Origin of the sequence: Mycolicibacterium duvalii (assembly GCF_010726645.1) — a bacterium.
Classification (GTDB): Bacteria; Actinomycetota; Actinomycetes; order Mycobacteriales; family Mycobacteriaceae; genus Mycobacterium; species Mycobacterium duvalii.
The window spans coordinates 92443-116376 of record NZ_AP022563.1; the positions used below are offsets into that span (position 1 = coordinate 92443).

General features: G+C 68.1%; 21 protein-coding genes. 16 read left to right on the forward strand and 5 right to left on the reverse strand.

Annotated features, from left to right (window positions below; all coding sequences use genetic code 11):
- Nucleotides 1-5: 5 nt before the first annotated feature.
- Both G6N31_RS00515 and G6N31_RS00520 read right to left on the reverse strand, forming a co-directional pair.
- Nucleotides 6-2909: an aminotransferase gene (locus G6N31_RS00515; RefSeq protein ID WP_098005217.1), complete on the reverse strand. Its 2904-nt coding sequence runs from the start codon at nt 2907-2909 to the stop codon at nt 6-8.
- 13 nt (nt 2910-2922) lie between these two features.
- Nucleotides 2923-3798, reverse strand: coding sequence for an alpha/beta fold hydrolase (locus G6N31_RS00520; RefSeq protein WP_098005218.1), 876 nt, complete (start codon nt 3796-3798; stop codon nt 2923-2925).
- 100 nt (nt 3799-3898) lie between these two features.
- Between G6N31_RS00520 and G6N31_RS00525 the strand changes: the two genes are divergently transcribed.
- The 12 genes from G6N31_RS00525 (at nt 3899) to G6N31_RS00580 (ending at nt 16206) form a co-directional block, all read left to right on the forward strand.
- Nucleotides 3899-4507, forward strand: a complete 609-nt coding sequence (locus G6N31_RS00525) for a TetR/AcrR family transcriptional regulator (protein WP_234815447.1) — start codon at nt 3899-3901, stop codon at nt 4505-4507.
- Nucleotides 4508-4564: 57 nt separating this feature from the next.
- The gene (locus G6N31_RS00530) at nt 4565-5038 is read left to right on the forward strand and encodes a VOC family protein (RefSeq protein WP_098005233.1); all 474 of its coding nucleotides are present in this window, start codon (nt 4565-4567) and stop codon (nt 5036-5038) included.
- A 163-nt stretch (nt 5039-5201) separates the two neighbouring features.
- Nucleotides 5202-5969: an MlaE family ABC transporter permease gene (locus G6N31_RS00535; protein WP_098005219.1), complete on the forward strand. Its 768-nt coding sequence runs from the start codon at nt 5202-5204 to the stop codon at nt 5967-5969.
- Nucleotides 5966-6820: an ABC transporter permease gene (locus G6N31_RS00540; RefSeq protein ID WP_098005220.1), complete on the forward strand. Its 855-nt coding sequence runs from the start codon at nt 5966-5968 to the stop codon at nt 6818-6820. Before G6N31_RS00535 ends, G6N31_RS00540 begins: the two co-directional genes overlap by 4 nt.
- 1 nt (nt 6821) lies before the next feature.
- Nucleotides 6822-8270 carry an MCE family protein gene (locus G6N31_RS00545; RefSeq protein WP_098005221.1) on the forward strand — a complete coding sequence of 483 codons (1449 nt, stop codon included), beginning with the start codon at nt 6822-6824 and terminating at the stop codon, nt 8268-8270.
- A 34-nt stretch (nt 8271-8304) separates the two neighbouring features.
- Nucleotides 8305-9345 carry a virulence factor Mce family protein gene (locus G6N31_RS00550; protein ID WP_098005222.1) on the forward strand — a complete coding sequence of 347 codons (1041 nt, stop codon included), beginning with the start codon at nt 8305-8307 and terminating at the stop codon, nt 9343-9345.
- Entirely contained in the window at nt 9342-10694 is a 1353-nt protein-coding gene (locus G6N31_RS00555; RefSeq protein WP_098005234.1) for a virulence factor Mce family protein, read from the forward strand. The genes G6N31_RS00550 and G6N31_RS00555 overlap by 4 nt, the downstream gene beginning before the upstream one ends.
- The gene (locus tag G6N31_RS00560; RefSeq protein ID WP_163721978.1) at nt 10691-12019 is read left to right on the forward strand and encodes an MCE family protein; all 1329 of its coding nucleotides are present in this window, start codon (nt 10691-10693) and stop codon (nt 12017-12019) included. The genes G6N31_RS00555 and G6N31_RS00560 overlap by 4 nt, the downstream gene beginning before the upstream one ends.
- A complete protein-coding gene (locus G6N31_RS00565) occupies nt 12019-13170 on the forward strand; it encodes an MCE family protein (protein ID WP_098003962.1) in 1152 nt (383 codons plus the stop codon). The genes G6N31_RS00560 and G6N31_RS00565 overlap by 1 nt, the downstream gene beginning before the upstream one ends.
- 1 nt (nt 13171) lies before the next feature.
- The gene (locus tag G6N31_RS00570) at nt 13172-14668 is read left to right on the forward strand and encodes an MCE family protein (protein ID WP_098003961.1); all 1497 of its coding nucleotides are present in this window, start codon (nt 13172-13174) and stop codon (nt 14666-14668) included.
- A gap of 129 nt (nt 14669-14797) precedes the next feature.
- Complete coding sequence (locus G6N31_RS00575) at nt 14798-15496, forward strand: Rv1363c family protein (protein ID WP_098003960.1); 699 nt, start codon at nt 14798-14800, stop codon at nt 15494-15496.
- Nucleotides 15493-16206 carry an Rv1363c family protein gene (locus G6N31_RS00580; RefSeq protein ID WP_234815343.1) on the forward strand — a complete coding sequence of 238 codons (714 nt, stop codon included), beginning with the start codon at nt 15493-15495 and terminating at the stop codon, nt 16204-16206. The genes G6N31_RS00575 and G6N31_RS00580 overlap by 4 nt, the downstream gene beginning before the upstream one ends.
- Here G6N31_RS00580 and G6N31_RS00585 read toward each other — a convergent pair.
- Nucleotides 16203-17012 carry an SDR family NAD(P)-dependent oxidoreductase gene (locus G6N31_RS00585; RefSeq protein WP_098003959.1) on the reverse strand — a complete coding sequence of 270 codons (810 nt, stop codon included), beginning with the start codon at nt 17010-17012 and terminating at the stop codon, nt 16203-16205. The genes G6N31_RS00580 and G6N31_RS00585 overlap by 4 nt on opposite strands.
- 24 nt (nt 17013-17036) lie before the next feature.
- On the opposite strand from G6N31_RS00585, the gene G6N31_RS00590 reads away from it, so the two are divergent.
- Nucleotides 17037-18305 carry a DUF1298 domain-containing protein gene (locus G6N31_RS00590; protein WP_098003958.1) on the forward strand — a complete coding sequence of 423 codons (1269 nt, stop codon included), beginning with the start codon at nt 17037-17039 and terminating at the stop codon, nt 18303-18305.
- A gap of 11 nt (nt 18306-18316) precedes the next feature.
- Here the strand turns inward: G6N31_RS00590 and G6N31_RS00595 are convergent, their stop codons facing one another.
- Complete coding sequence (locus tag G6N31_RS00595; RefSeq protein ID WP_234815342.1) at nt 18317-18976, reverse strand: TetR/AcrR family transcriptional regulator; 660 nt, start codon at nt 18974-18976, stop codon at nt 18317-18319.
- A 65-nt stretch (nt 18977-19041) separates the two neighbouring features.
- Between G6N31_RS00595 and G6N31_RS00600 the strand changes: the two genes are divergently transcribed.
- The 3 genes from G6N31_RS00600 to G6N31_RS00610 all read left to right on the forward strand — a co-directional run bounded on the left by G6N31_RS00600 (nt 19042) and on the right by G6N31_RS00610 (nt 22889).
- A complete protein-coding gene (locus G6N31_RS00600; RefSeq protein WP_098003956.1) occupies nt 19042-20478 on the forward strand; it encodes a carotenoid oxygenase family protein in 1437 nt (478 codons plus the stop codon).
- A gap of 49 nt (nt 20479-20527) precedes the next feature.
- Nucleotides 20528-21049, forward strand: a complete 522-nt coding sequence (locus G6N31_RS00605) for a DoxX family protein (protein WP_098003955.1) — start codon at nt 20528-20530, stop codon at nt 21047-21049.
- 100 nt (nt 21050-21149) lie between these two features.
- The gene (locus G6N31_RS00610; protein ID WP_098003954.1) at nt 21150-22889 is read left to right on the forward strand and encodes a DUF3556 domain-containing protein; all 1740 of its coding nucleotides are present in this window, start codon (nt 21150-21152) and stop codon (nt 22887-22889) included.
- Nucleotides 22890-22982: 93 nt separating this feature from the next.
- Here the strand turns inward: G6N31_RS00610 and G6N31_RS00615 are convergent, their stop codons facing one another.
- On the reverse strand, nt 22983-23774 hold the full coding sequence (locus tag G6N31_RS00615; RefSeq protein WP_098003953.1) for a FadR/GntR family transcriptional regulator: 792 nt from the start codon (nt 23772-23774) through the stop codon (nt 22983-22985).
- Between the last annotated feature and the right edge of the window lie 160 nt (nt 23775-23934).

The window sequence follows — 23934 nt, forward strand, 5'->3', positions numbered from 1 at the left end:
CCCGGCTACCACCCCTCGGTCAACACGCGGTCGAGGGTGTCGACGTAGAAGTCGGCGGCCTCGATGTCGATGCACAGCGGCGGCTTCGTCTTGAGGATGTTCTGGTGGTCACCGGTCGGCTGGATGACCACGCCGAGCTCGAGCATCCGGTCGCAGATGGCCGCGGTCTCGCGGGTCGCCGGCGCCAGCGTCTCCCGGTCGCGCACCAGCTCGACGCCCAGGTAGAGCCCAAAGCCGTGAACGGTCCCGACCAACGGATGGCGCTCACCCAGCGCGGCGAGACGGGCCTTCAGATGGGCGCCGACCCGGCGGGCGTTGTCCTGCAACCGTTCCTCGGCGAGGACGTCGAGGACGGTCAGACCGATCGCGCACGACAGCGGGCTGCCGCCGGTGGAGGAGAAGAAGTACCCTTCGCGGGCGAATGCGTCGGCCACCGCCCTGCTGGTGATCACCGCGCCGAGCGGATACCCGTTGCCCGTGGACTTGGCCACCGACACGATGTCGGGGACTGCCTGCTGTTGTTCGAACCCCCAGAACCAGTCACCGAGCCGGCCGTACCCGACCTGGACCTCGTCGGAGATCGCCAGCCCACCGCAGGCGCGCACCGCGGCGTACAGCTGGTTCAGGTATCCGTCGGGCAGCGCCATTCCGCCGGCGTTGCCGTATACCGACTCGCAGATGAATGCCGCCGGCGCCCGGCCGGTGGCGGTCAGCGTCTCGATGCGGGCCACCGCGTCCGGCGCGTACCGCCACGAGTCCACACCCCGATACTTGCCGCGGAAACTGTTCGGCGAGTCCACGGTGTGCACCCAATCCGGCCGTGTCGCAAGCGCATTGGGGTTGTCGGCGATCGAGGTGGAGACGGCGTCGGTGCCGTAGGTCCAGCCGTGGTAGGCCTCGCGTACCGCGACGACGTCTCGACGTCCGGTCGCGGCGACCGCCAGCCGAATGGCCAGATCGCTTGCCTCCGAACCGGAGTTGACCAGGAACACGGTGTCCAGCGGTTCCGGGAGCAGCCGGGCCAATCGCTCGCTGAACTCGACCACCACCCGGTAATTGAAGCGCGAGTTGGTGTTGAGTCTGCGCAGTTGTCGTGCTGCGGCATCCGCGATTCGGGGGTGCGCGTGGCCGAGTACGGTCACGTTGTTGACCATGTCGAGGTAACACCGCACATCGGTCGACATCAGGAAATGCCTTCGGCCGCGCTCGATCTGCGGCGGCCGGCGGTAGTAGAACTCCTGCACCGGGGCGAAGCTGGCGTCGCGGCGCGCCAACAGGTCCTCGCCCGCGGTGCGGGTCAGGGGTGCCAGACCGAGCAGCGGCCGGGGATCGCGCGTGCAGGCCAGCCAGCCCGGTGCCAGTTCGACGCTGGTGAACGACGGGGCCGGGGGTGCGTCAGCGGGGCGGACCGAGACGTCGAATCGGCCCTGCGCGCGACCCAGCCGCTGACCGGCATGCACCGCAGCGGCGGTGATCTCGTCGACGCCGGTGAGGATCATCTCGAAGCCCTCGCCGGACAGCGTCACCGAACCGTCGTCGCCGGTGGCCAGCGACCCGTCCCACGGCGCGGTGAGCTCGACGGCGTCGGCGGTCCACACCGTCACCCCGGTGGCGACGACGCTGGGGCGGTCCTGGCTGAGCATGGGGGACCGACTGAGCCGGGGTTCACCGTAGCGGGTCACCACCCACCGGGCGCCCTGGCGCAACGCCGCGGCCGCCGCCGCCTCCTCGACGGCGACGGACAGCTCTGCGGCATCGTCGTAGACGTCAGCGGTGGTCGAAAGATCAAGTGTGTGTGCGTCTTCCGGGGTCATTGCCAGCAGCGGCGCGGACGCCGGCACGGCGCTCGACGGGGTGCTCAGGTCGAGGTCGGCCGCGAGCACCCCGGTCATCACCGCTGCCGGCACCGAGGTGGCGAGCTCGAACATCTGCACTTCCTCCGCGGACTGATCGGTCAGGTAAGCGTTGTCCGGGTCGAGGGCGAGTTGCTGTGCGCCGCTGACAATGAGCACGGCGGCCCGCAGCTCGATCATCGGCCACACCGCGGCGATCTCGGTAGACGTCAGCGGGCGCAGTGCGTGGAATGCGCGCACCGCCGGCAGAATCGACGTCGGCCGCGCGCCGGGGTGGCCCAGCACCGAGGCCGCGCCGATGGCCAGTTCGGACACCGCCCAGGTGGTCGTCAGGTCACCGAAATCGATGACGCCGTCGGGTCGAGGCGGTTCGGTGCCCACCGACACTACGACGTTGGCATCGGTGAGGTCGAGATGCACGGCCTGCCGGGGCAGGCCGACGTCGAGCGCCGCGAGCTGCGACCCTGCCCGCGCACCGGCCTCGACGAGCCGTCGCCGTAGATCGGCGTCGCCGACATGCCTGGCCAGCCGGTCGACGACCTGGCTCCCGAAACGCAGATCCCACTGAAGCGTTCGCGCCAGGCCGGGATGGCTGAACTCGGCCAGCGCCCGGCTGACCCGGCCGGCCACCTCGCCGAGACCGGCGACCGCCGAGTCGGACAGGTAGCCGGAGTCCTGCAGCGTGCCGCCCGGCAGGAAACGCAGCAGACGTACGTAGGCGGTGCCGTCGGCCAGATCGGGTACCGCGGTGAGTGTCTCGCCGGCGGCGTTGGGCAACGGCACGCAGATGCGCAAGTTCGGCTCGGCCGCGGCAAGGTGTGCGGCGGCGGCATCCTGGGCGAGCAGTTCGGTGCGGGTGAAGACCGGGTTGGCGATCTTGAGCACACCGAGCACGTCGCCGCCGTCTGCGGTGACGACGAAGTTCTTGTCCTGCTGGCTGCCCAAGGAGACCGCGCGGGCGGTCATCTTGTAATAGGTCGCCAGAATGTGCTCGGCCTGGGATTCGCTCACCCGAGGAGCGGGCAGCTCGGGCCGGGCGAGAAAGTCGAATCCCATCAGTGACGCGAAGTCATTGCCGCAGCACGAAATCGACGACGACATCGGAGAAGGCGTCGTTGTCGTCACCGGCGGCGGTGTGGCCTGCGCCCGAGAGTTCGGCGAACTCGGCCGACGGCACCTTGGCCAGGAAGTCGGTGACGGCCTCTTCGCTGACCACGTCGGAGAGCTTGCCGCGGATCAACAGAATCGGGATGGTCAGCTCGATGGCGGCCTGCTCGAGCAGTTCCACCCGGACGAACGGATCCTCGTTCGGCTTGGTCAGGAACGCCGGGTCCCAGTGCCAGTACCACCGGCCGTCGCGCCACCTCAGGTTCTTCTTCAGCCCTTCGGGGCTTCGCGGCTTGGTGCGGTAGGGCAGATAGGCGGCGACCGCGTCGGCGGCGTCCTCCAGTGTCTCGAAGCCGTCGATGTTGCTGAACATGAAGTCCCGGATGCGCGCGCTGCCCTCCTTCTCGTAGCGCGGTACCACGTCGACGAGCACGAGTCGGCAGACCCGGTCGGGGCCGGCCCTGCGGGCGGTCAGGATGCCGGTCAGTCCGCCCATGCTCGCCCCGATCAGCACCGTCGGGCGTCCGATCCGGTCGAGCACCGACAGCGTGTCGGCGCACAGCGCCTCCACGGTGTACTCGGCGGTGGGGGAGCGGTCGCTGTCGCCGTGCCCGCGGCTGTCCAGTGCGACGACGTGCAGTCCGCGGCCGGCCAGGATCTGTCCGGTCTTCTTCCAGGAGTGCCGGTTCTGGCCGCCGCCGTGCAGCATCAACACCGACGGTTGCGTCGCGTCGAAGTCGGGGGTCGCCGCCGGGTTGTTCCATTCGTCGGCGGCCAGCGTCAAGTCATCGGCGCCGCGGAAGGTCGTGATCGTCGGCTCGCTGCGGGTGCTACTCACAGGCGTCCTCTCGGCTCGATACCGCGATCACGTTACTGCGCACGCGACTCGTCGGCGGTTCGGGGCAACCGCCGGTGCCCGGCAGCCTAAATTGTCGGACGTGCAAAAAAATCTCGCGGGGGATCGGGAGCGCACGGCCATCATCGAAGCCGCCTACCGCTGCCTGGCGCAGCCGCACGACCGGCCGATCCGGATGTCGACCATCCTGGGTCGTTCCGGACTGTCGAGCCGGGCTTTCTACCGGCACTTCTCGTCGAAGGACGACCTGTTCCTGGCGTTGCTGCAGCAGGAGTGCGACGCGCTGACCGCCCGGCTGGACCGGATCGTCGAGGACGGCGTCGGAAGTCCGGCCGACCAGCTGTCGTCCTGGATCGCGACGATGTTCGACGCCGTGGCCGACCCGCAACGGCTGATGCACTTCGCGGTGGCCGACTCCGACGAGGTGCGCGCCGCCAAGGGGTACCGCGAAGCGCGGGAGCGCTTCCACGACGAGCGGGAGCGGTCGCTGGCCGAGATCCTCTCCCGCGGGCGGCGAGACGGCACCCTGCCGCTCGCCGACCCCGGGATCGATGCGCTGGCCATCAGTGCGCTGGTCAGCCGTGTCATCACCGGGCAGAAGGTCGAGGACCGCCAGGCCTTCGCGCATGCCCGAACCCGGGTCACCGAGTTCGCGCTGCGCGCGGTGGGCGCGCTCGGCGCCGGCCGATGAGTTCGCGGGCCGGCGGTGGTCTGCACCACCGGCAGCACCATCGACGAGGAGGCCATCATGCCCGCCATCACGCCGTCCCTGTGGTTCGACGACAATCTGACCGACGCCATCGAGTTCTACACCGCCGTTTTTCCGAACTCATCGGTCGAACGCGTCGACCGCTACACCGATGCGGGGCCCGGCGTGCCCGGTGAGGTGGTCTCGGCACTGTTCACCCTCGACGGCCAGCGCTTCATCGGGATCAACGGCGGGCCGGTGTTCGCGTTCACCGAGGCGGTGTCGTTCACCGTGGACTGCGCCGACCAGGCCGAGGTCGACTACTACTGGGATCGGCTGGTCGACGGCGGTCAGGAGTCGCAGTGCGGCTGGCTCAAGGACCGCTTCGGCTTGAGCTGGCAGATCGTGCCGAGCCGCCTGACGGAACTGACCGGTGACCCCGACCCGGCCCGCGCCGCGGCTGCCACCAAGGCCATGCTCGGCATGCGCAAGATCGTCATCGCCGAACTCGAGGACGCGGTCGCCGGCCTCTGACCACCCGCGTGCGGTCGCGCGGCAGTATTTGTTGGCGCGTCAGTTTTCGTTGATATACGGTTCTGCGCGTCCTCGCATGTGTAACCTCAGCCCCACTTATCGAGACCAGGCCGGTTGTGGGAGGACTGTGACGGTGAGGTGCACGCGAGGAAGGACCCGGTAGATGGTCGCTTCCGACGTGATCGCCAAACCTGTGCGTGCTTTCGGTGGTTTCTACTCGATGGCACTGGACACGTTCGTGGCGATGTTCCAGCCGCCGTTCGCGTGGCGCGAGTTCATCGCGCAGGCCTGGTTCGTCGCGCGGGTGTCGATTCTGCCGACGCTGCTGCTGACCATTCCCTACACCGTGCTGCTCACGTTCATCACGACGATTCTGCTGACCGAGATCGGCGCTGCCGACTTCTCGGGGACCGGTGCCTCGCTCGGCACGGTCCGCCAGATCGGACCCATCGTGACGGTGCTGGTGGTCGCCGGCGCTGGTGCGACGGCGATGTGTGCCGATTTGGGCGCCCGCACCATCCGCGAGGAACTCGACGCGCTGCGGGTGATGGGCATCAATCCCATTCAGGCGCTTGTGGTTCCCCGGGTGCTGGCCGCCATGGTGGTGTCATTGGCGCTCTCGGCGACGGTGATTCTCGTGGGTCTGTCGGGTGCGTACCTATTCGTGGTGTACATCCAGAACGTGTCGCCGGGCGCGTTCGCGGCAGGGCTGACGCTGATCATCGGCGCCACCGACGTGATCATCGCGCTGATAAAGGCGGCACTGTTCGGACTCTCGGCCGGTTTGATCGCCTGCTACAAGGGGATCTCCGTGCGCGGCGGCCCGGCCGGGGTCGGCAACGCGGTCAACGAGACCGTGGTGTTCACCTTCATGGCGTTGTTCGCGATCAACATAGTCGCCACCGCCGTAGCGATCAAGATCACGCTATGACGGTCTCGAAGCCACATTCCCAGTTCCCCTGGCTCAAGGGGCAGTTCGCCCGTGTCGCAGACCCGTGGAACCACATCGGGACCCAGACGAAGTTCTACGGCCGCACCCTGCGCTCCGTCGGTTACGTCTTCACCCATTACGGCGTGGAGCTGATCCGGATCATCGCGCAGATGGGCCTCGGCGCGGGCGCGCTGATCGTCATCGGTGGCACGGTCGCGGTCGTCGGGTTCCTGACGGTCACCACCGGGGCGTTGGTGGCGGTCCAGGGTTACAGCGACTTCTCCGAACTCGGTGTAGAGGCGCTGACGGGCTTCGTTTCGGCGTATTTCAACACTCGGCTGATCGCCCCCGCGACCACCGCGATTGCCCTGTCGGCCACGATCGGCGCCGGCGCCACCGCCCAACTGGGCGCCATGCGGATCAACGAGGAGATCGACGCTCTCGAGGTCATGGGTATCCGCAGTATTGCGTTCCTCGCATCGAGCCGGGTGATCGCCGGCTTCGTCGTGGTGATCCCGCTGTACTGCGTCGGTGTGTTGATGGCGTTCTGGGCCGCACGGTTCGGAACCACTGTGATCTACGGTCAGTCGGCCGGCGTGTACGACCACTACTTCAAGACGTTCCTTGCCCCCACCGACCTGATGTGGTCGTTCGGGCAGTCCATCGCGCTGTCGGTGATCATCATGCTCGTGCACACCTACTACGGCTACACCGCGCGCGGCGGGCCCGCCGGCGTCGGGGAGGCCGTCGGACGGGCGGTGCGCACCTCCTTGATCGTCTCGGCGTTCGTTCTGGTCATGCTCTCTCTGGCCGTGTACGGCCAGTCCGGCAACTTCAACCTGGCAGGTTGACATGGACCCCAACGAAGAAGGCTTGCATCCCGCCTGGTGGACGCTGATCCTCCTGTTCATCACCGTCGTCGCCATCTGGCTGACGTATTCGCTGTTTTTCGGCACGTTCAAGTCGCACGAGACTGTGACGCTGGCCTCCGACCGCGCCGGCCTGGTGATGGACACCAACGCGAAGGTCAAGCTACGCGGCGTGCAGGTGGGGCGGGTCGCCGACATCCAGGGCGGCAGCCAACCGGTGTCGTTGAAGCTGGAGATCGACAGCGACAAGGTCAAGTACATTCCGGCCAACATCGAGGGGCGGATCCGGGCAACGACGGTGTTCGGTGCCAAGTTCGTCGACCTGGTCTATCCCGAAGATCCTCAGGGCCAGCTGCAGCCCGGCCAGGTGATCATCTCGCAGAACGTCACCGTCGAAGCCAACACCGTCTTCCAGAACGTCGTCGACATCATCGACCGGATCGACGTCGCCAAGCTCAACAGCACGTTGTCGGCGCTCGCCGACGGGGTTCGCGGTCAGGGTGAGCGCATCGGTCAGGCCACCACCGACGCCAATCAGGTGCTGCTCGCGCTGAACCCGCGCAACGAGACGATCGGCGAGAACTGGGTCGCACTGCGCGATTTCAACGACACCTACAGCGCTGCCGCGCAGGACATCCTGACCGCCCTCGACGCGCTCAGTACGACCAGCACGACGATCGCCGGGCGCGCCACCCAGTTGGATGCGTTGCTGCTGGCCACCACGGGGTTGTCCAACAGCGGCATCAGCCTGCTGGCGCCGAACCAGGCGAACCTCATCAGAGCCATCAATGTGCTGGAGCCGACGACGAGCCTGCTGTACAAGTACAGCCCGGAGTACACCTGCCTGCTGACGGGCGCGAAGACGCTGCTGGACACCGGCGGCTACGACGCACCCGGCGGCAACGGGCGAACCCTGGTGCTCGACGTCGGACTGTCCCTGGGCGACGACCCGTACCGTTACCCGAACCATCTGCCGATCATTGGCGCCAAGGGCGGTCCCGGCGGTAAGCCGGGGTGCGGTTCGCTGCCCGACGTGGCGAAGAACTGGCCGGTCCGAAACCTCGTCACCAACACCGGCTTCGGCACCGGCATCGACTGGCGGCCGAACCCGGGCATCGGCTTCCCGGGCTGGGCGAACTACCTGCCCACTACCCGCGCGGTGCCCGAGCCGCCGAGCATTCGCAACCTCTTCGGGGGACCCGCGATCGGCCCGATTCCCTACCCTGGCGCGCCCGCCTACGGTGCGGACCTGTACGCACCGGACGGCACGCCGCTGTGGCCGGGGCTGCCACCGGCACCCCCGCCGGGCGCGCCGCGCGACCCGGGGCCGACGCCGGGTTCCGAGCCGTTCATCGTCGCGAATCCCGCGCAGATGCAGCCGACGCCACTACCTCCGGTCCCGTTGCCGCGCGAGGCCGCCCCGTCCCCATGACCGCCACCGAACACGTGAAAGGAGGTGCCCCGCCATGCCCGGTCTGACGACTCAGATTCGGCACGACGCGTGGCGTCTTGCCGTGTTCCTGACTGTGTGCCTGCTGGGCGTGTTCGGGCTGTTCGCAGTGTTCGGGCAGATGCGGTTCGGGGAGAAGACCCACACCTACAAAGCGGAGTTCACCAATGTGACCGGGTTGGAGAACGGGGACTTCGTCCGCATCGCCGGCGTCGAGGTGGGTCAGGTCAAAAACGTTGCCATCCAACCTGATACGACGGCGATGGTGGAATTCACGGCAGACCAGTCGGTGGTGTTGACCGAAGGCAGCCGAGCCGTCATCCGCTACGACGACCTGATCGGCGGGCGCTACCTCGCGCTGCAGGAGGGCGCCGGCGCCACCACGACTCTCAAGCCGGGAGCGACGATTCCGCTGGCCCGCACCGCGCCGGCCCTGGATCTCGACGCGCTGATCGGCGGGTTCCGGCCGCTGTTCCGGGCGCTGGACCCCGAACAGGTCAACGCGCTGTCCGGTCAGCTGATCGCAGCCCTGCAAGGGCAAGGCGGGACGATCAACTCGTTCCTGGCCCAGACCGCGGCCCTGACGAGCACCCTGGCCGACCGCGATCAGCTGATCGGTCAGGTCATCACCAACCTCAACGTGGTGCTGGGATCGCTGGGTGACCAAAGCGACCAGTTCGCCACGGCCATCGACGCGCTCGACGGGTTGGTCGCAACGCTGCAGGAGCGCAAGGAAGACGTGGCCACCGGTCTGGCGTACACCGATGCCGCGGCCTCGAGCATCGAGGATCTGCTGTCGCAGGCACGTCCGCCCCTGGCCAAGACGGTGCGCGAAACCGACCGGACGGCCGCGATCGTGGTGGCCGACCACGAGTATTTCGACAACCTGCTCAACACCCTGCCGGACGCATATCAGGCCCTCGCGCGACAAGGCATCTACGGCGACTTCTTCAGCTTCTACCTGTGCGACATCGTGCTGAAGCTCAACGGGAAGGGCGGGCAGCCGGTGTACGTCAAGGTCGCCGGCCAGTCCACCGGGAGGTGCGCGCCCCGATGAAGTCGTTCAGTGAGCGGAATCAGCTCGTCATCGGTGTCGTCGGCCTGGCGTTGACGATCGGCATCGTCCTGGGATCGCTGAACTACGAGAGGCTGCCGTTCCTGCAGGGCGCGCAGTACTCCGCCTACTTCGCCGACGCCGGCGGGTTGAGAACCGGTGAAGACGTCCAGGTTTCGGGCTTCACGGTGGGCAACGTCAAGTCGATCGAGCTGGACGGATCGCGGGCTCTCATCACGTTCACGGTGTCCAAGGACATCCTGCTCGGTGAGCGCACCGAGGCGGCGATCAAGACCCGGGGACTGCTGGGAACCAAGATGCTCGAGGTCACCTCGCGCGGCGACGGCCGGCTGGAGGGCACGATTCCGCTGGAGCGCACCACGTCCCCCTACCAGCTGCCCGACGCGTTGGGTGACCTCGCCATGACGATCAGCGGCCTGAACACCGATCAGCTGTCGGAGTCGCTGCGGGTGCTGTCCGCCACCTTCGCCGACACACCGCCGCAGCTGCGAGTCGCGGTCGAGGGGGTGGCGCGCTTCTCGGAGACCCTCAACGAACGCGATGCACAGCTGCGATCCCTGCTGGGCAACGCCAACAAGGCCACGACCGTGCTGGCCGAACGCAGCGAGCAGGTGGTCAACCTGGTCGCGAACAGCAACGCGTTGCTGGCCGAACTCCGAAGTCAGAGCGCGGCATTGGATCAGATCTCGGGACACATCTCGGCGCTCAGCGACCAACTCATGGGCTTCATCGCCGAGAACCGGGAGACCCTGCGACCGGCGCTGGACAAGCTCAACGGCGTCCTTACGATCATCGACAACCGCAAGGAACAACTGCAGCGGTCGATCCACCTGTTCCAGCAGTACTCGATGTCGCTCGGGGAATCCGTGGCGTCGGGACCGTTCTTCAAGACCTACGTCGCCAACCTGCTGCCCGGACAGTTCGTGCAACCGTTCATCGATGCGGCGTTCTCCGATCTGGGGCTGGATCCCAGCGTGCTGCTTCCGTCGCAGCGCACCGATCCCCAGGTCGGTCAGCCCGGCACGCCCGCGCTGCCGGTGCCCTTCCCGCGGACCGGGCAGGGCGGCGAGCCGCGCCTGACGGTTCCCGACGCCATCACCGGCAATCCCGGCGACCAGGCCTGCGGCCCGCCCGGGATCGCGCTGCCCGGTCCCGGCTGCTACCCCTACCGCGAGCCTCTGCCTGCCCCGCCGCCGGGCGGGCCGCCCCCGGGGCCGCCGGCCGAGGCGCCACCGGGCCTTGGATCGACCCCCGGGCCGACCCCGGAACCGGTGTTCGTGCCCGCCCCCGGTGAAACCCCGCACCTCGCTCCCGCGGAGGCCGGCTCATGACGCGCAGCCTTCGTGCCCTGTTGATCGCCGCCCTGGCCGTGATCCTGGTCGGCGGCGTGGTCGTGGTGCTGCGCACCATGGAAACGACCAACCGCACGCACGTCGTCGCGTACTTCGAGAACAGCAACGGCATCTATCCCGGCGACGATGTGAACATCGTCGGCGTCCCGGTCGGGAAGATCGAGTCGATCGAGCCGCAGCCCACGGCGGTCAAGATCTCCTTCTGGTACGACAGCAAGTATCAGGTGCCGGCCGACGCGAAAGCGGCGATCCTGTCACCGACGCTGGTGACGGCGCGGTCCATCCAGCTCACGCCTCCCTACACCGGTGGCCCGGTGATGGAGAACGACGCGGTGATCCCGCGCGAACGCACCGCGGTACCGGTGGAATGGGACGAGGTCCGTCAGCAACTGGCCATCCTGGCCGACACGCTGCAACCGACAGAACCCGGCGGGGTCAGCCCGCTCGGTTCGGCCATCAACACCACCGCCGACAACCTGCGCGGCGAGGGTGCCAACATCCGCGACACCGTCATCCAACTCTCGCAGGCGATTTCGGCGCTCGGTGACAACAGCACCAACATCTTCTCCACCGTCAAGAATCTGGCGACCCTGGTGTCGGCGCTGCAGGACAGCACCGACCTGATGCGTCAGCTCAACCAGAACCTCGCCACCGTCACCGGGTTGCTCGCCAACGATCCCGACGAGGTCGCCACTGCGGTCCGCGATCTGAACAACGTCGTCGGTGAGGTCCAGACGTTCGTCGCCGACAACCGCGAGTCGCTGGGCACCACGTCGGACAAGTTGGCCGGGGTGACGCAGGCGCTGACGGACAGCCTCGCCGACGTCAAACAGTTCCTGCACGTGGCCCCCAACACCCTGCAGAACTACGTCAACATCTGGCAGCCCGCTCAGGGCGCGGTCAGCAGTGTGCCGATGATCAACAACTTCTCCGATCCGATCTCGTTCCTGTGCGGCGCTGTTCAGGCGGCGTCGCGGCTGGGTGCCGAAGAGTCGGCGAAGTTGTGTGTGCAGTACCTGGCACCGATTATCAAGAACCGTCAGTACAACTTTCTGCCGGTGGCACAGAACGTGTTCGTGGGCGCCACCACCCGGCCCAACGAGCTCACCTACAGCGAGGACTGGTTGCGCCCGGATTACATTCCGCCGCAACCGGCAGGGTCCTCAACTCCGCCACCGGCGAACGCCGCCCCGGCACCCCCGCCCGCCGGCCCCCCGTTGGCCGCGGAGGCGCCGATGCCCACCACACCCAACCCGGCCGATGGCCTCCAGGGTCTGATGGTGCCGCCGGGAGGTGGACCGTGATGGATACCAAGGTGTTCCGGGCCCTCGTGACGGCCGTGCTGCTGATCGGGCTGCTCTCCGGGTGTTCGAACTGGCGCGGACTGAATACCCTTCCTCTGCCCGGCGTGGAGGGGACGGGGCCGGAAGCCTTCGAAATTCAGGCCCAGATGCCCGATGTCGACAACATCGAGCCGAACTCCCGGGTGCGGGTCGGTGACGTGAACGTCGGTCACGTCCGCAAGATCGAGCGCCAGGGTTGGCATGCGCTGGTGACGATGGAGCTCAACGGCGACGTCGAGCTGCCGGCGAATGCGACCGCGACGCTCGGGCAGACCAGCCTGCTGGGCTCGTTGCACATCGAGCTGGCACCGCCGACTGACGAAGAGCCGCAGGGCAGGCTGAAAGACGGTGCGCTGATCCCGTTGTCGTCGTCGCGAGCGTTCCCCAGCACCGAGCAGGCGCTGGGCGCGGTCGCGCTGTTGCTCAACGGCGGTGGGCTCGGCGACATCCAGGACATCACCGAGGCGCTAAGCACCGCGTTCGCCGGTCGGGAAGGCGACCTGCGCAGCTTGATCGAGCAACTGGACCTGGCCATCGGCTACCTCGACGACCAGAAGAACGACATCATCGCCGCCTCGGAGAGCATCAACAACCTGATGAGCCAACTCGCCGAACAGAAACCGGTGGTGGACAGGGCATTACAGACGATTCCGCAAGCACTGTCGGTACTCCGGGACCAGCGCAACAATCTGGCCGAGGCGGTCACCCAGCTCGGTAGGTTCAGCGCACTGGCCGCCGACTCGGTCAATCAGACCAAGGAGGCGCTGGTCGCCGAACTCCAAGACCTCGGTCCGGTTCTCGAGGAACTGGCCGATGCCGGTCCCGCGCTGACCCGCGCGCTGAGTTTCCTGCCGACGTTCCCCTTCCCGAAGGAGACATTGCTCAACTGGATGCGCGGCGACTACGCCAACCTCACGTTGATCCTCGACCTGACCCTGAGCCGGATCGACTCCGGCTTCTTCACCGGCAGTCGGTGGGAGTGCGACCTGACGTGGCTGGAGTTGCAGTGGGGCCGCACCATCGGTCAGTTCCCCAACCCGTGCAACGCCGGGGGGCCGGGCACCGCAGGCAACCCGTTGATCGCTCCGTACCGTTGGGACCAGGGGCCGTAGCATGCGTCTGACTCGTCGAATCCTCATCCAGATGGCGATCTTCGCCCTCATCGCAGCGGTTGCGCTGTCCATCATGGTCTTCTCCTACATGCGGTTGCCCGCCCTCCTCGGTGTCGGGCAGTATCGCGTGACCCTGGAGTTGCCCAAGACGGGTGGGCTTTACCCGAGGGGCAACGTCACGTATCGCGGAGTGACGGTCGGGGAGGTGAAAAGCGTCGGCCTGACCGGTAACGGTGTCGAGGCGGTGCTGTCGCTAACCGACGACGTCGAGATCCCGGCCGACCTCGACGCCGAGGTGCACAGCGTGTCCTCGATCGGTGAACAGTATGTCCAGTTGTTGCCGCGCAGCGGCGACGGTCCGGTGTTGCGGGACGGCGACGTGATCCCGATGGACCGCGCCTCGGTCCCGACCGACATCAACACCGTCCTCAACGCGACGAACAGGGGCCTGGAGGCGATCCCGCAGGAGAACCTGCAGACAGTCGTCGATGAGGCCTACCTGGCCGTCGGGGGACTGGGGCCCGAATTGCGGCGCCTGGTCAGCGGCAGCGCCGCACTCGCCAGCGACGCGCGCAAGAACCTCGACCCGCTGACCACCCTGATCGACCAGTCCAGGCCGGTGCTGGACAGCCAGACCGAGACCGCGGATTCGATCCAAGCGTGGGCGGCGAATCTGGCGAGCATCAGCGGTCAACTGCAGAGCGAGGATGCGGCCCTGGGCGGGATCCTGGACACGGGACCGGGCGCTGCCGACGAGGTGAGAGCGCTCTTCGACCGGCTGCAACCGACATTGCCGATCGTGTTGGCCAACCTGGTCAGCATCGGCGAGGTGGCCCTCGACTACCAGCCGAGCCTGGAGCAGCTGCTCGTGTTGCTCCCGCAAGGCACCGCGGTCACGCAGGCCGTGGGCGTGCACAAGCGGAACACCAAGCAGGACTACATGGGTGACGCCCTGGTCTTCAACTTGAACCTGGCGATCCCGTTGGTTCCGGCGCCCATCCCGCTGCCGCCGCAGCAGTTGCCGCCGCCGTGCACCACCGGCTTCCTGCCGGCACAGCAGCGCCGGATACCGACGTTCGAGGACTATCCCGACAGACCGCCGGGCAACCTGTACTGCCGTGTGCCGCAGGACGCCCCCTTCAACGTCCGCGGCGCCCGCAACCTGCCGTGTGTGACCGTGCCGGGTAAGCGCGCCCCGACCTGGCAGGACTGCGAAAGCAACGAGGTCTACGTGCCGCTCAACGACGGTTACAACTGGAAGGGTGACCCCAACGCGACGGGCTCCGGGGAAGCGATCCCGGACGTGCCGCCGGATGTGCCGGTCGCCGTGACGCCACCCCCTCCCGGTACGCCGCCGCTGCCCGTCGCGGCCGCAGAATACGACCAGGCGACCGGTACGTACGTCGGGCCGGACGGCAAGGTGTACACCCAGTCCAACCTCGCCGAAGAGGCAGGTGAGCGGCCGTGGCAGTCGATGCTCGTTCCGCCGGGGGGCTGACGGCCGCGGCCGGCCGGGCCACGTCCTGAAACTCTCCGTGATCCCCCGACGCTATGGTGTCGGCACGTAGGTTGGTGCCGGCGGTGCACCGACCCCTATCTGGCCGCCAGGCTGCTGAGGAAATGATTGATGGCACACGAGAAGACCCCCGCTGAGGAGGAGTCGACCCCCGAGGTCGACGTCCGGGACGAGAATTCCGAGGCTGCGGCACCTGTCGCCGACTCAACGGAGACGTCGGGCGCACAGACCCAGGACGCCGACGAGGGCGAGGCGCAGGACTACGACGAAGCCGGTGCCGCGACCGAGGACGAAGCCAGTGACGAGGCCAAGGCGCCGCGCACGCCGATGTCGCACGTCAAACTCGCGCTGATCGCGGGTCTCATGGGCGTTCTGGCGCTGGCCGGGCTGACCGGCTGGCTGGGTTATCGCGCCTATGAGTCGCAGCAGGCCGAGCAGCAGCGCAACCTGTTCCTGCAGGTGGGACGGCAGGGTGCGCTCAACCTGACCACCATCGACCACGAGACCGCCGAGCAGGACGTGCAGCGCATCCTCGACTCCGCCACCGGCACCTTCTACGACGATTTCCAGCAGCGGGCCCAGCCGTTCGTCGACGTCGTCAAGCAGGCGCAGTCCACATCGGAGGGAACCATCGCCGAAGCCGGGCTGGAGACCTACAGCGAGAACGAAGGCACCGTGCTCGTCGCCGTCACGGTGCGCACCTCGAACGCCGGCGCCCCCGAGCAGCAGCCCAGGGCATGGCGGATGCGGGTGACGGTGCAGGAAGTCGACGGCGAGGCCAAGGTGTCGAAGGTGGACTTCGTACCGTGAGCAAACCAACCGACGACAACACCACCCCGGCCAAAGAAGAGGAACCGACCTTGGGCGACGCCGCGGACAACGACACGACCACGACCTCCGACGTCGAGACCACCGAGGCCGGCGCGGCGGCGGACACCGATGCGGCACCGGAAGCCGACGACACCGAGGCCGCCGATGACACCGAGGCGGCCGACGAGGCCGGGGCCGAGCCCGGGGGCCGGCCCGCCAAGCGCACAATCCAGTGGACGCGCGTCGTCGCGTTCGGTCTGCTGCCCGCGCTGGCTCTGACACTCGCGCTGGGCGCGGGGTTCCTCAAGTGGCGGGACAACTCGGTGCGCAACAGCGAGGCGGCCGCGGCCGAGTCCGTGCAGGCAGCCAAAGACAGCACGATCGCGCTGTTGTCCTACACCCCCGACAAGGTCGAGGAGCAGCTCGGGGCCGCCCGTGACCTGCTCACCGGAGACTTTCGCGAGTCCTACACCTCGCTGACCAACGATGTGGTGATCCCGGGCGCCAAGGAGAAGAACATCGCCGCGGTGGCGTCCGTGCCGGCCGCGGCGTCGGTGTCGGCCAGCCCCACCGAAGCCGTCGCGCTGTTGTTCGTCAACCAGACCGTGACCGTCGGTCAGGACCCGCCGACCGACACTGCGTCGAGTGTCCGGGTGACGCTGGAGAAGGTCGACGACCGCTGGCTGATCTCGGAGTTCGATCCGGTCTAGCGGTGCCGATGACGGGCGGGATGACTGCGCGCCAGTATCGGCAGCAGCACCCGCCTGGGCACCAGCCGGTAGGCCAGAGCGGCCACCGCGTTGGCGGCGCCCGGCACGATGACCGCGCGCCCGCGGGCCCATCCGTCGACCGCTGTGCGGGCCACCGCCTCGGGTTGCTGCCAGAGGAATGCGGGCAGCATCTTCTCCGCCTCCTCGTCCGGGATGCCTGCCCGTGTGCCGAAACCGGTGCGCACCGGGCCGGGGCACACCACCGATGCGGTGACGCCGCTGCCGCGCAACTCCTCGCGCAGGGCCTCGGTGTAGGACAGCACGAAGGCCTTCGCCGCGCCGTAGGACGCCTGGAACGGCACCGGGCCGAACGCGCCCACGGATGCGACGTTGAGCACCGCGCCCCGTCCGCGCGCCACCATGCCGGGCACGAACCGGCTGCACAGATCGACCACCGCGGCCACGTCGAGTTCGATCAGCGCCAACTCGTCGGCGACTGCGACGTCGGCGACCCGGCCGACGTTGGCCGCGCCGGCGTTGTTGACCAGGATCTCCACCTGCAGGCCCAGATCGGCCACGCGGGCGGGCAGCGCGGCCCGGGCGGCCGGATCGGTCAGGTCGGCGGCAAGCACGTGCGCCGCCGGGCCCAGCGACTGCGCCAGTTCCCGGAGCCGGTCCTCCCGTCGGGCGACCAGGATCACCGGGTGGCCGCGCCGGATCAGCTCGCCGGCGATGTGGGCGCCGATCCCGGCCGATGCGCCGGTGACCAGCGCTGCCGCGGTGGGGAGACCCGGCAGCAGCGACACGCGCCACAGCCTAGCCTGGCCACCATGGCAGTGCGCCGGCTTGCCGCCGTCGACGCGCAGATGTACTGGATGTCGTCGGTCATCCCGAATGACCAGTTCCTGCTGTACGCCTTCGACGGTGGCCCCGCCGACCTCGGAGGCGCCCTCGACGTGATCCGGCACCGGGCGCGCTCGTGCGCCGAGCTCAGGCTGCGCATCGACGACACCGCCTCGTGGGCTTACCCGGCATGGACGCCGCGGGACATCGGTGCCGACCAGTTCGTGGTGCACGTGCTCGCCGAACCCACCTGGCAGCGGTGTCTCGACGCGGTGGCGGCGCTGGGCGGCGATCAACTCGACGCCCGCCGGCTCACATGGCGGCTGCACGTGTTCGACCGCATCGAAGGGGTGCCCGCCGTCGGGGCCGGTGCGGTTGCGGTGCTGCAGGTCTCGCACGCCCTGGGCGACGGGACGCGAGCGTCGGCACTGGCGGGCTATCTGTTCGGCCGGGAGGGGCCCGTCCCCGCGGTCCCGGCCGCGCCGCGAAAGGCCGCGGCGCTGGTGCCGCGCAGCGTGCGGGCCGCTCACGCGCATCGGCAACTGGTCCACGACACCGCGGCGGGACTGGTTCCACCGCAAGCGGATTCGCGTCCGACGTTGCACAGCAACAGGCGTCCGGACGGGCTGTGGCACCTGCGCAGCATCGTGTGCCGGCGCACGCAGTTCGGCGATGCGACGGTGACCGTGGGTGCGCTGGCCGCGGTGTCGGAAGCGCTGGGCGGGCACCTGCGCGCGCTCGGTGACGACGTGGGTGCGCTGGGCGCGGAGGTGCCGATGGCCAAGACGGGTGCCCGCGCAGCCAACAACCATTTCGGCAACGTCGGCGTCTCGCTGTATCCGGACCTGGCGGCCCGAGCACGGACCCGCGCGATCGCCGACGATCTGCGTCGGCGCCGCCGCCGCGCGGCGCATCCGGCGATGCGCGCCGAGGCCGCCGCGTTCGCGGCGCTGCCCGCGCCGTTACTGCGTTGGGGGGTCGGGAAATTCGACCCCGACGTGCGCTCGCCCACGGTCACGGGTAACACGGTGCTCTCCAGCGTCCACCGCGGGGCGAAAGACCTGCGGTTCGGGAACGCCGTCGTCGCGCTGACGGCGGGATTCCCCGCGCTGTCGCCGATGATGGGTCTCACCCATGGTGTGCACGCCATCGGGGACACCGTCGCGGTCAGTGTGCACGCCGCCGACTCCGCGGTCGGCGGCCCGGACGGCATCGACGGCTACGTCGACCGCCTCGCCCGCGCGCTGTCGCACTGAGGCGAGCACGTTCAGGGCTGGGACAGGGCCGCCACCACGGTTTCCAGCGACCGGGCGGCGGCGTCGCGGTCGTCGCCCATGCCGACCAGCGTGTCGACGATCAGCGGCCCTAGGATGTGGGTGAGTCCACGGCCGTCCTGGCCGAAGAATCCGGCGAGTTCAAGCATCACGGCGCCGTGGTTGAGGCTCCACAGTCGCCCCGCCACCGCGAGCTCGTCGTCCTCGCGGATGCGGCCGGCGGCCATCATCCGCTGGACCGCGGTGCGCAGCGCGCCGAACGAGGCCGCCCAGTCGGCGCGGTCGGTACTGCTCCCGGTGACGGTCAGGTCGCTGCGATGTTCGGCGACCGACGTCGGCGTGGAGGTGCCGAACATGAACTGGTAGCGCTGCGGATGGGCCAGCGCGAACCGGTAGTAGGCCAGGCCCATCCGCAGGAAGTCGGCCACGGGGTCGTCGGTCGCCAGGCCCTCGGTCAGCGCCTGGGTGAACCGGGCGAACACCTCACCGGCGACCGCGTCGAGCAGGCCGGTCATGCCGCCGAAATGTGTGTACACCGCCATGGTCGACGTCCCCGCCCGCGAGGCCACGCTGCGCGCGCTGACGGCGCCGACCCCGTCGCGCTCGAGTAGCTCCACCCCGGCGGCGACCAAGGAATCTCGTGGCGTGCTCACCCTTGCCATGCTGCCATAACAGTGTTATATCTGGACTGCGATAACAGCGTTATGGAGGCCTGGCCATGTCCAACCCGTATCTGGAGGGCGCGTTCGCGCCGCTGTCGGAAGAAGTCACGCTGACCGAGTTGACGGTGCGCGGACAGATTCCCGAGTACCTCGACGGTCGGTACCTGCGTAACGGCCCGAACCCGGTGGGCGAGGTCGACCCCGAGCTGTATCACTGGTTCCTGGGCGACGGGATGGTCCACGGCATCCGGCTGCGCGACGGCCGAGCGCAGTGGTATCGCAACCGGTGGGTTCGCAGCCCGCTGGTGGCCAAGGCGCTCGGAGAACCACTGCGTGCGGACCACTTCGGTGCGTCTCCGCTGGGCGCCAACACCAACGTCATCGGTCACGCCGGCAAGACGCTGGCGCTGGTCGAGGGCGGCGTGGCCAATTACGAGCTGACCGACGAACTCGACACCGTCGGAGTGTGCGATTTCGACGGCACCCTCAGCGGCGGATACACCGCCCACCCGAAACGCGATCCGGCCACCGGGGAGCTGCACGCGGTGTCCTACAGCATGCTGCGCGGAAACACTGTGCAGTACTCGGTCATCGGCACCGACAGGCGGGCGCGCAAGGTCGTCGACGTCGAGGTCGGCGGCAGCCCGATGATGCACGACTTCTCCCTGACCGAGAACCACGTCGTGTTCTACGACCTGCCGGTCACCTTCGACGCGCGAGAGGCGGTCTCGATGACTGTGCCGCGTGCCCTCCGGCTGCCGGCGCGGATCGTGTTGTCGGCGGTGATCGGCCGGATCCGCGTGCCCGATCCGATCGCCGCGCGGCTGCCGTCCGGCGACCCCGCCGACCGGCGCTTCCCGTACTCGTGGAACCCGCGCTACCCGGCCCGGGTCGGTGTGATGCCGCGTTCGGGCGGCAGTGCCGATGTCCGCTGGTTCGATGTCGAACCCTGCTACGTCTTTCACCCGCTCAATGCCTACGACGACGGCGACACCGTGGTCCTCGACGTCGTCCGCCACCCGAAGATGTTCGACACCGACCGCCGTGGCCCCAACGAGGGCCCGCCGGCGCTGGAGCGCTGGACCGTCGACCTCGCCGACAACAAGGTGCGCCAGACCCGGCTCGATGACCGCGGCCAGGAGTTCCCGCGCGTCGACGAGCGGCTGGTGGGCAGGCGGCACCGTTACGGCTATACCGCGGCGTTCGGGGTGGAAGGCCAGCCCGGCGACGCCCTGCTCAAGCACGACTTCGTCGGCCATAACAGCGCGGTGCGCCACTTCGGCGAGCACAAGGCCATGAGCGAGTTCGTGTTCGAACCGTCGAGACCCGACGCGGCCGAGGATGACGGCGTGCTCATGGGATACGTCTACGACCGCAGCACCGACCGCAGCGAGCTGGCCATCCTCGACGCGCAAACCCTTGATGAGCTCGCCGCGATCGAGCTGCCCCACCGGGTCCCCGCCGGATTCCACGGCAACTGGGTGCCCGCCTGAGGACGGGGGGGTCTGGGCCGCGCGTGACAGATGTTCTAAGTTCTGCTACATGACTGCCTACGATGTCGGAGTCCTGATCCTGCGAGTGGTCCTGGGTCTGACCATGGCCGCGCACGGCTACAACAAATTTTTCGGTAAAGGTGGCCTCAAGGGGACCGCCGGCTGGTTCGACAGCATGGGCATGAAGCCGGGCATGTTCCACGCCCGCGTGGCGGCCACCACCGAGATGGCCGCCGGCATCGGGCTGGCGGTGGGTCTGCTCACCCCGGTCCCGGCAGCCGGCTTCGTCGCGTTGATGCTGGTGGCGGCGTGGACGGTGCACAAGCCCAACGGGTTCTTCATCGTCAAGGAGGGCTGGGAGTACAACCTGGTGCTGGCCGTGTCGGCGATAGCGGTGGCCACCGTCGGCGCCGGCAAGCTCAGCCTGGATCACCTGTTGTTCTCCGGCAGCGCCTTCTACGACTACCTGCACGGATGGTGGGGGCTGCTCATCGCGACGGTGCTGGGCCTGGCCGGCGGCATCGGGCAGCTGGCGATCTTCTACCGCCCGCCGGCCAAGCAGGACGTCTAGTCCCGCGATCGTGCGGTCTCCTTCGCTGCACCCGGCGTATCGCGGATGAAACGGCACAATCAGCGCAGCAGAAACTGGAACACGTTCTAGTCTGACCGGCATGGGTTTTCTCAAACAGGACGCGCCCGTCGTCGACTACGCGGAATGGAGCAAGGGCAGCCGCGCCGAGCGGATCGTGCCGATGGCCCGGCACTGGGCCGAGGTGGGCTTCGGCACACCGGTGGTGCTGCACCTGTTCTACGTCGTCAAGATCCTGTTGTACGTGCTGGGCGCGTGGCTGGTGGTGCTCACCACCACGGGGGTTGATGGGTTCACCAACGTCGCCGAGTGGTACCACGAGCCGATCGTGTACCAGAAGGTCGTCTTCTACACGATGCTGTTCGAGGTCGTCGGCCTCGGCTGCGGCTTCGGCCCGCTCAACAACCGGTTCTTCCCGCCGATGGGCTCGATCCTCTACTGGTTGCGGCCGAAGACGATCCGGCTGCCACCGTGGCCGGGCCGGATCCCGCTGACCGCGGGCGACACCCGCACCCCGTTCGACGTCGCGCTGTATGCGGCCCTGCTGGTGCTGCTGGTCGTCGCCCTCTTCTCCGACGGCGCCGGCCCGATCCCGGAGCTGGGCAGCGAGATCGGTGTGCTGCCGGTGTGGCAGACCGCGGCCATCCTGGCGGTGCTCGCGGTGGCGGGGCTGCGCGACAAGGTGATCTTCCTGGCCGCGCGCGGTGAGGTCTACGGATCGCTGGCGGTGTGCTTCCTGTTCAGCGGCGCCGACATCGTCATCGCGGCCAAGCTGGTGTGCCTGGTGATCTGGATGGGTGCGGCGACATCCAAACTCAACAAGCACTTCCCGTTCGTCATCTCCACGATGATGAGCAACAACCCGGTGATCCGGCCGCGCTCGATCAAGCGCAAGTTCTTCGAGCGTTTTCCCGACGATCTGCGGCCGGGCCGCGCGTCTCGGGTGCTGGCGCACTTCTCGACGGCGATCGAGATGCTGGTGCCGCTGGTGCTGTTCTTCTCCCACGGCGGATGGGCGACGGCCATCGCGGCCTTCGTGATGCTCGTCTTCCACTTCGGCATCCTGTCGGCGATCCCGATGGGAGTGCCGTTGGAGTGGAACGTCTTCATGATGTTCAGCGTGCTGGCGCTGTTCGTCGGCAACGCCGGGATCGGGCTCTCCGACCTGGAATCGCCGTGGCCGCTGGTGCTCTTCGCGGTGGTGGCCGGCACCGTCGTGGTCGGGAACCTGTTCCCGCGCAAGGTGTCGTTCCTGCCCGGCATGCGCTACTACGCCGGCAACTGGGACACCTCGCTGTGGTGCGTGAAACCGTCTGCCGCACAGAAGATCACCGACGGCATCGTCGCGATCGCGAGCATGCCCGCCGCGCAGATGGAGAAGTTCTACGGCAGCAAGGAGACCGCCGAGGTCTACCAGTACATGGGCTATGCGTTCCGGTCGTTCAACACCCATGGCCGGGCGATGTTCACGCTCGCGCACCGCCTCATGGCCGATGGGAACGAGGACGATTACGTGCTGACCGATGGCGAACGGATCTGCAGCACCGCCATCGGATGGAACTTCGGCGACGGGCACATGCACAACGAGCAATTGATCACCGCCCTGCAGAAGCGGTGCCGTTTCGAGCCCGGCGAGGTGCGGGTGCTTCTGCTCGACGCGCAGCCCATCCACCGGCAGCGCCAGCAGTACCGGCTCGTCGACGCCGCCACCGGGGAATTCGAGCGGGGGTACGTGATGGTCGCCGACATGGTCACGCGCCAGCCGTGGGATGACACCGTCCCGGTGCATGTCACCTGGCAGAAGGATGCCGCCGACGCGTGAGGTCAGATCGACCCTCGAGATCTACGTTTTGCAGGCCGGCTCTCGGACTTTGTCTGCAAAAGGTGGATCTCGATGATGCGCGTTTCGGACCGGCTAGCCCATCACATCGCGGACGGGCACGCTCTCCAGCCCGGCCAGCAGCAGCTCGCGGGTCTTGTCGAGGTGCTTGCGCCAGTGCGCTTCGGCGCCGGCGGCGTCACCGGCCCGCAGGAACTGCATCAGCCGGCGGTAAGACCGCAGCAGTGTCTCGTAGTCGGCCTTGGAGACCGGCCGGCGCTCCTTGAACACGAACGCCGTATGGCGGACCGTGATCTCGTGCAGCATGCCGGCGATGATGCCCAGCGTCGCGTTGCCCGACAACTGCACCACCCGCAAATGGAAGGCGCCCGTGGTCTCGGCCAATCGTTCCGACCGCCACCCCTCACTGATCAGCGCCTCGAGCATCTCCTCGAGTTCGTCGAACGCCTCGGCCGATCCGGACTCGGCCAGCAGCCGGGCCGCCATCGGCTCGATACCCGACTTCGCGGTCAAAAGATCGGCGATCGTCGCGCCGGAGAGCTCCAGCAGCAGACCGGCGGGACGGGCCACCACCTCGGGTCCGGGGACCCGCACCCGGGCGCCGGTGCGCGAGCCGCGGCGCACCTCGACCAGGCGCTCGGACTCCAGCACCCGCACCGCTTCGCGCAGCGTCGGCCGGCTCACCCCGAAATGAGCCATCAGCTCGGCCTCGTTGGGCAGGAAGTCGCCGTCCTTGAGCTGGCCGTCGACGACCATGCGCCGCAGCGTCCCCGCCACCAGCTCGGCGGTTTTGGGGGAGCGGACGGCCGAGCCCGCACTGGCGGCGTGGGGCCCGATCATCGGGGCCAGCCGGGTGCTTCGCGTCACAATTTCTCCCCAACGAGCATGCATCTGAACAGCCAGGTCAGCTGTAGAACTCAGTAAACCATCTCGGTGGATGGCTGGGCCGACAACGCCGGCGGCGCCAGCCTCCTAGAGCAGGTTGACTTAGTAAACCTTGTTTGTCTAGTTTCGGGGAAAACGTTCT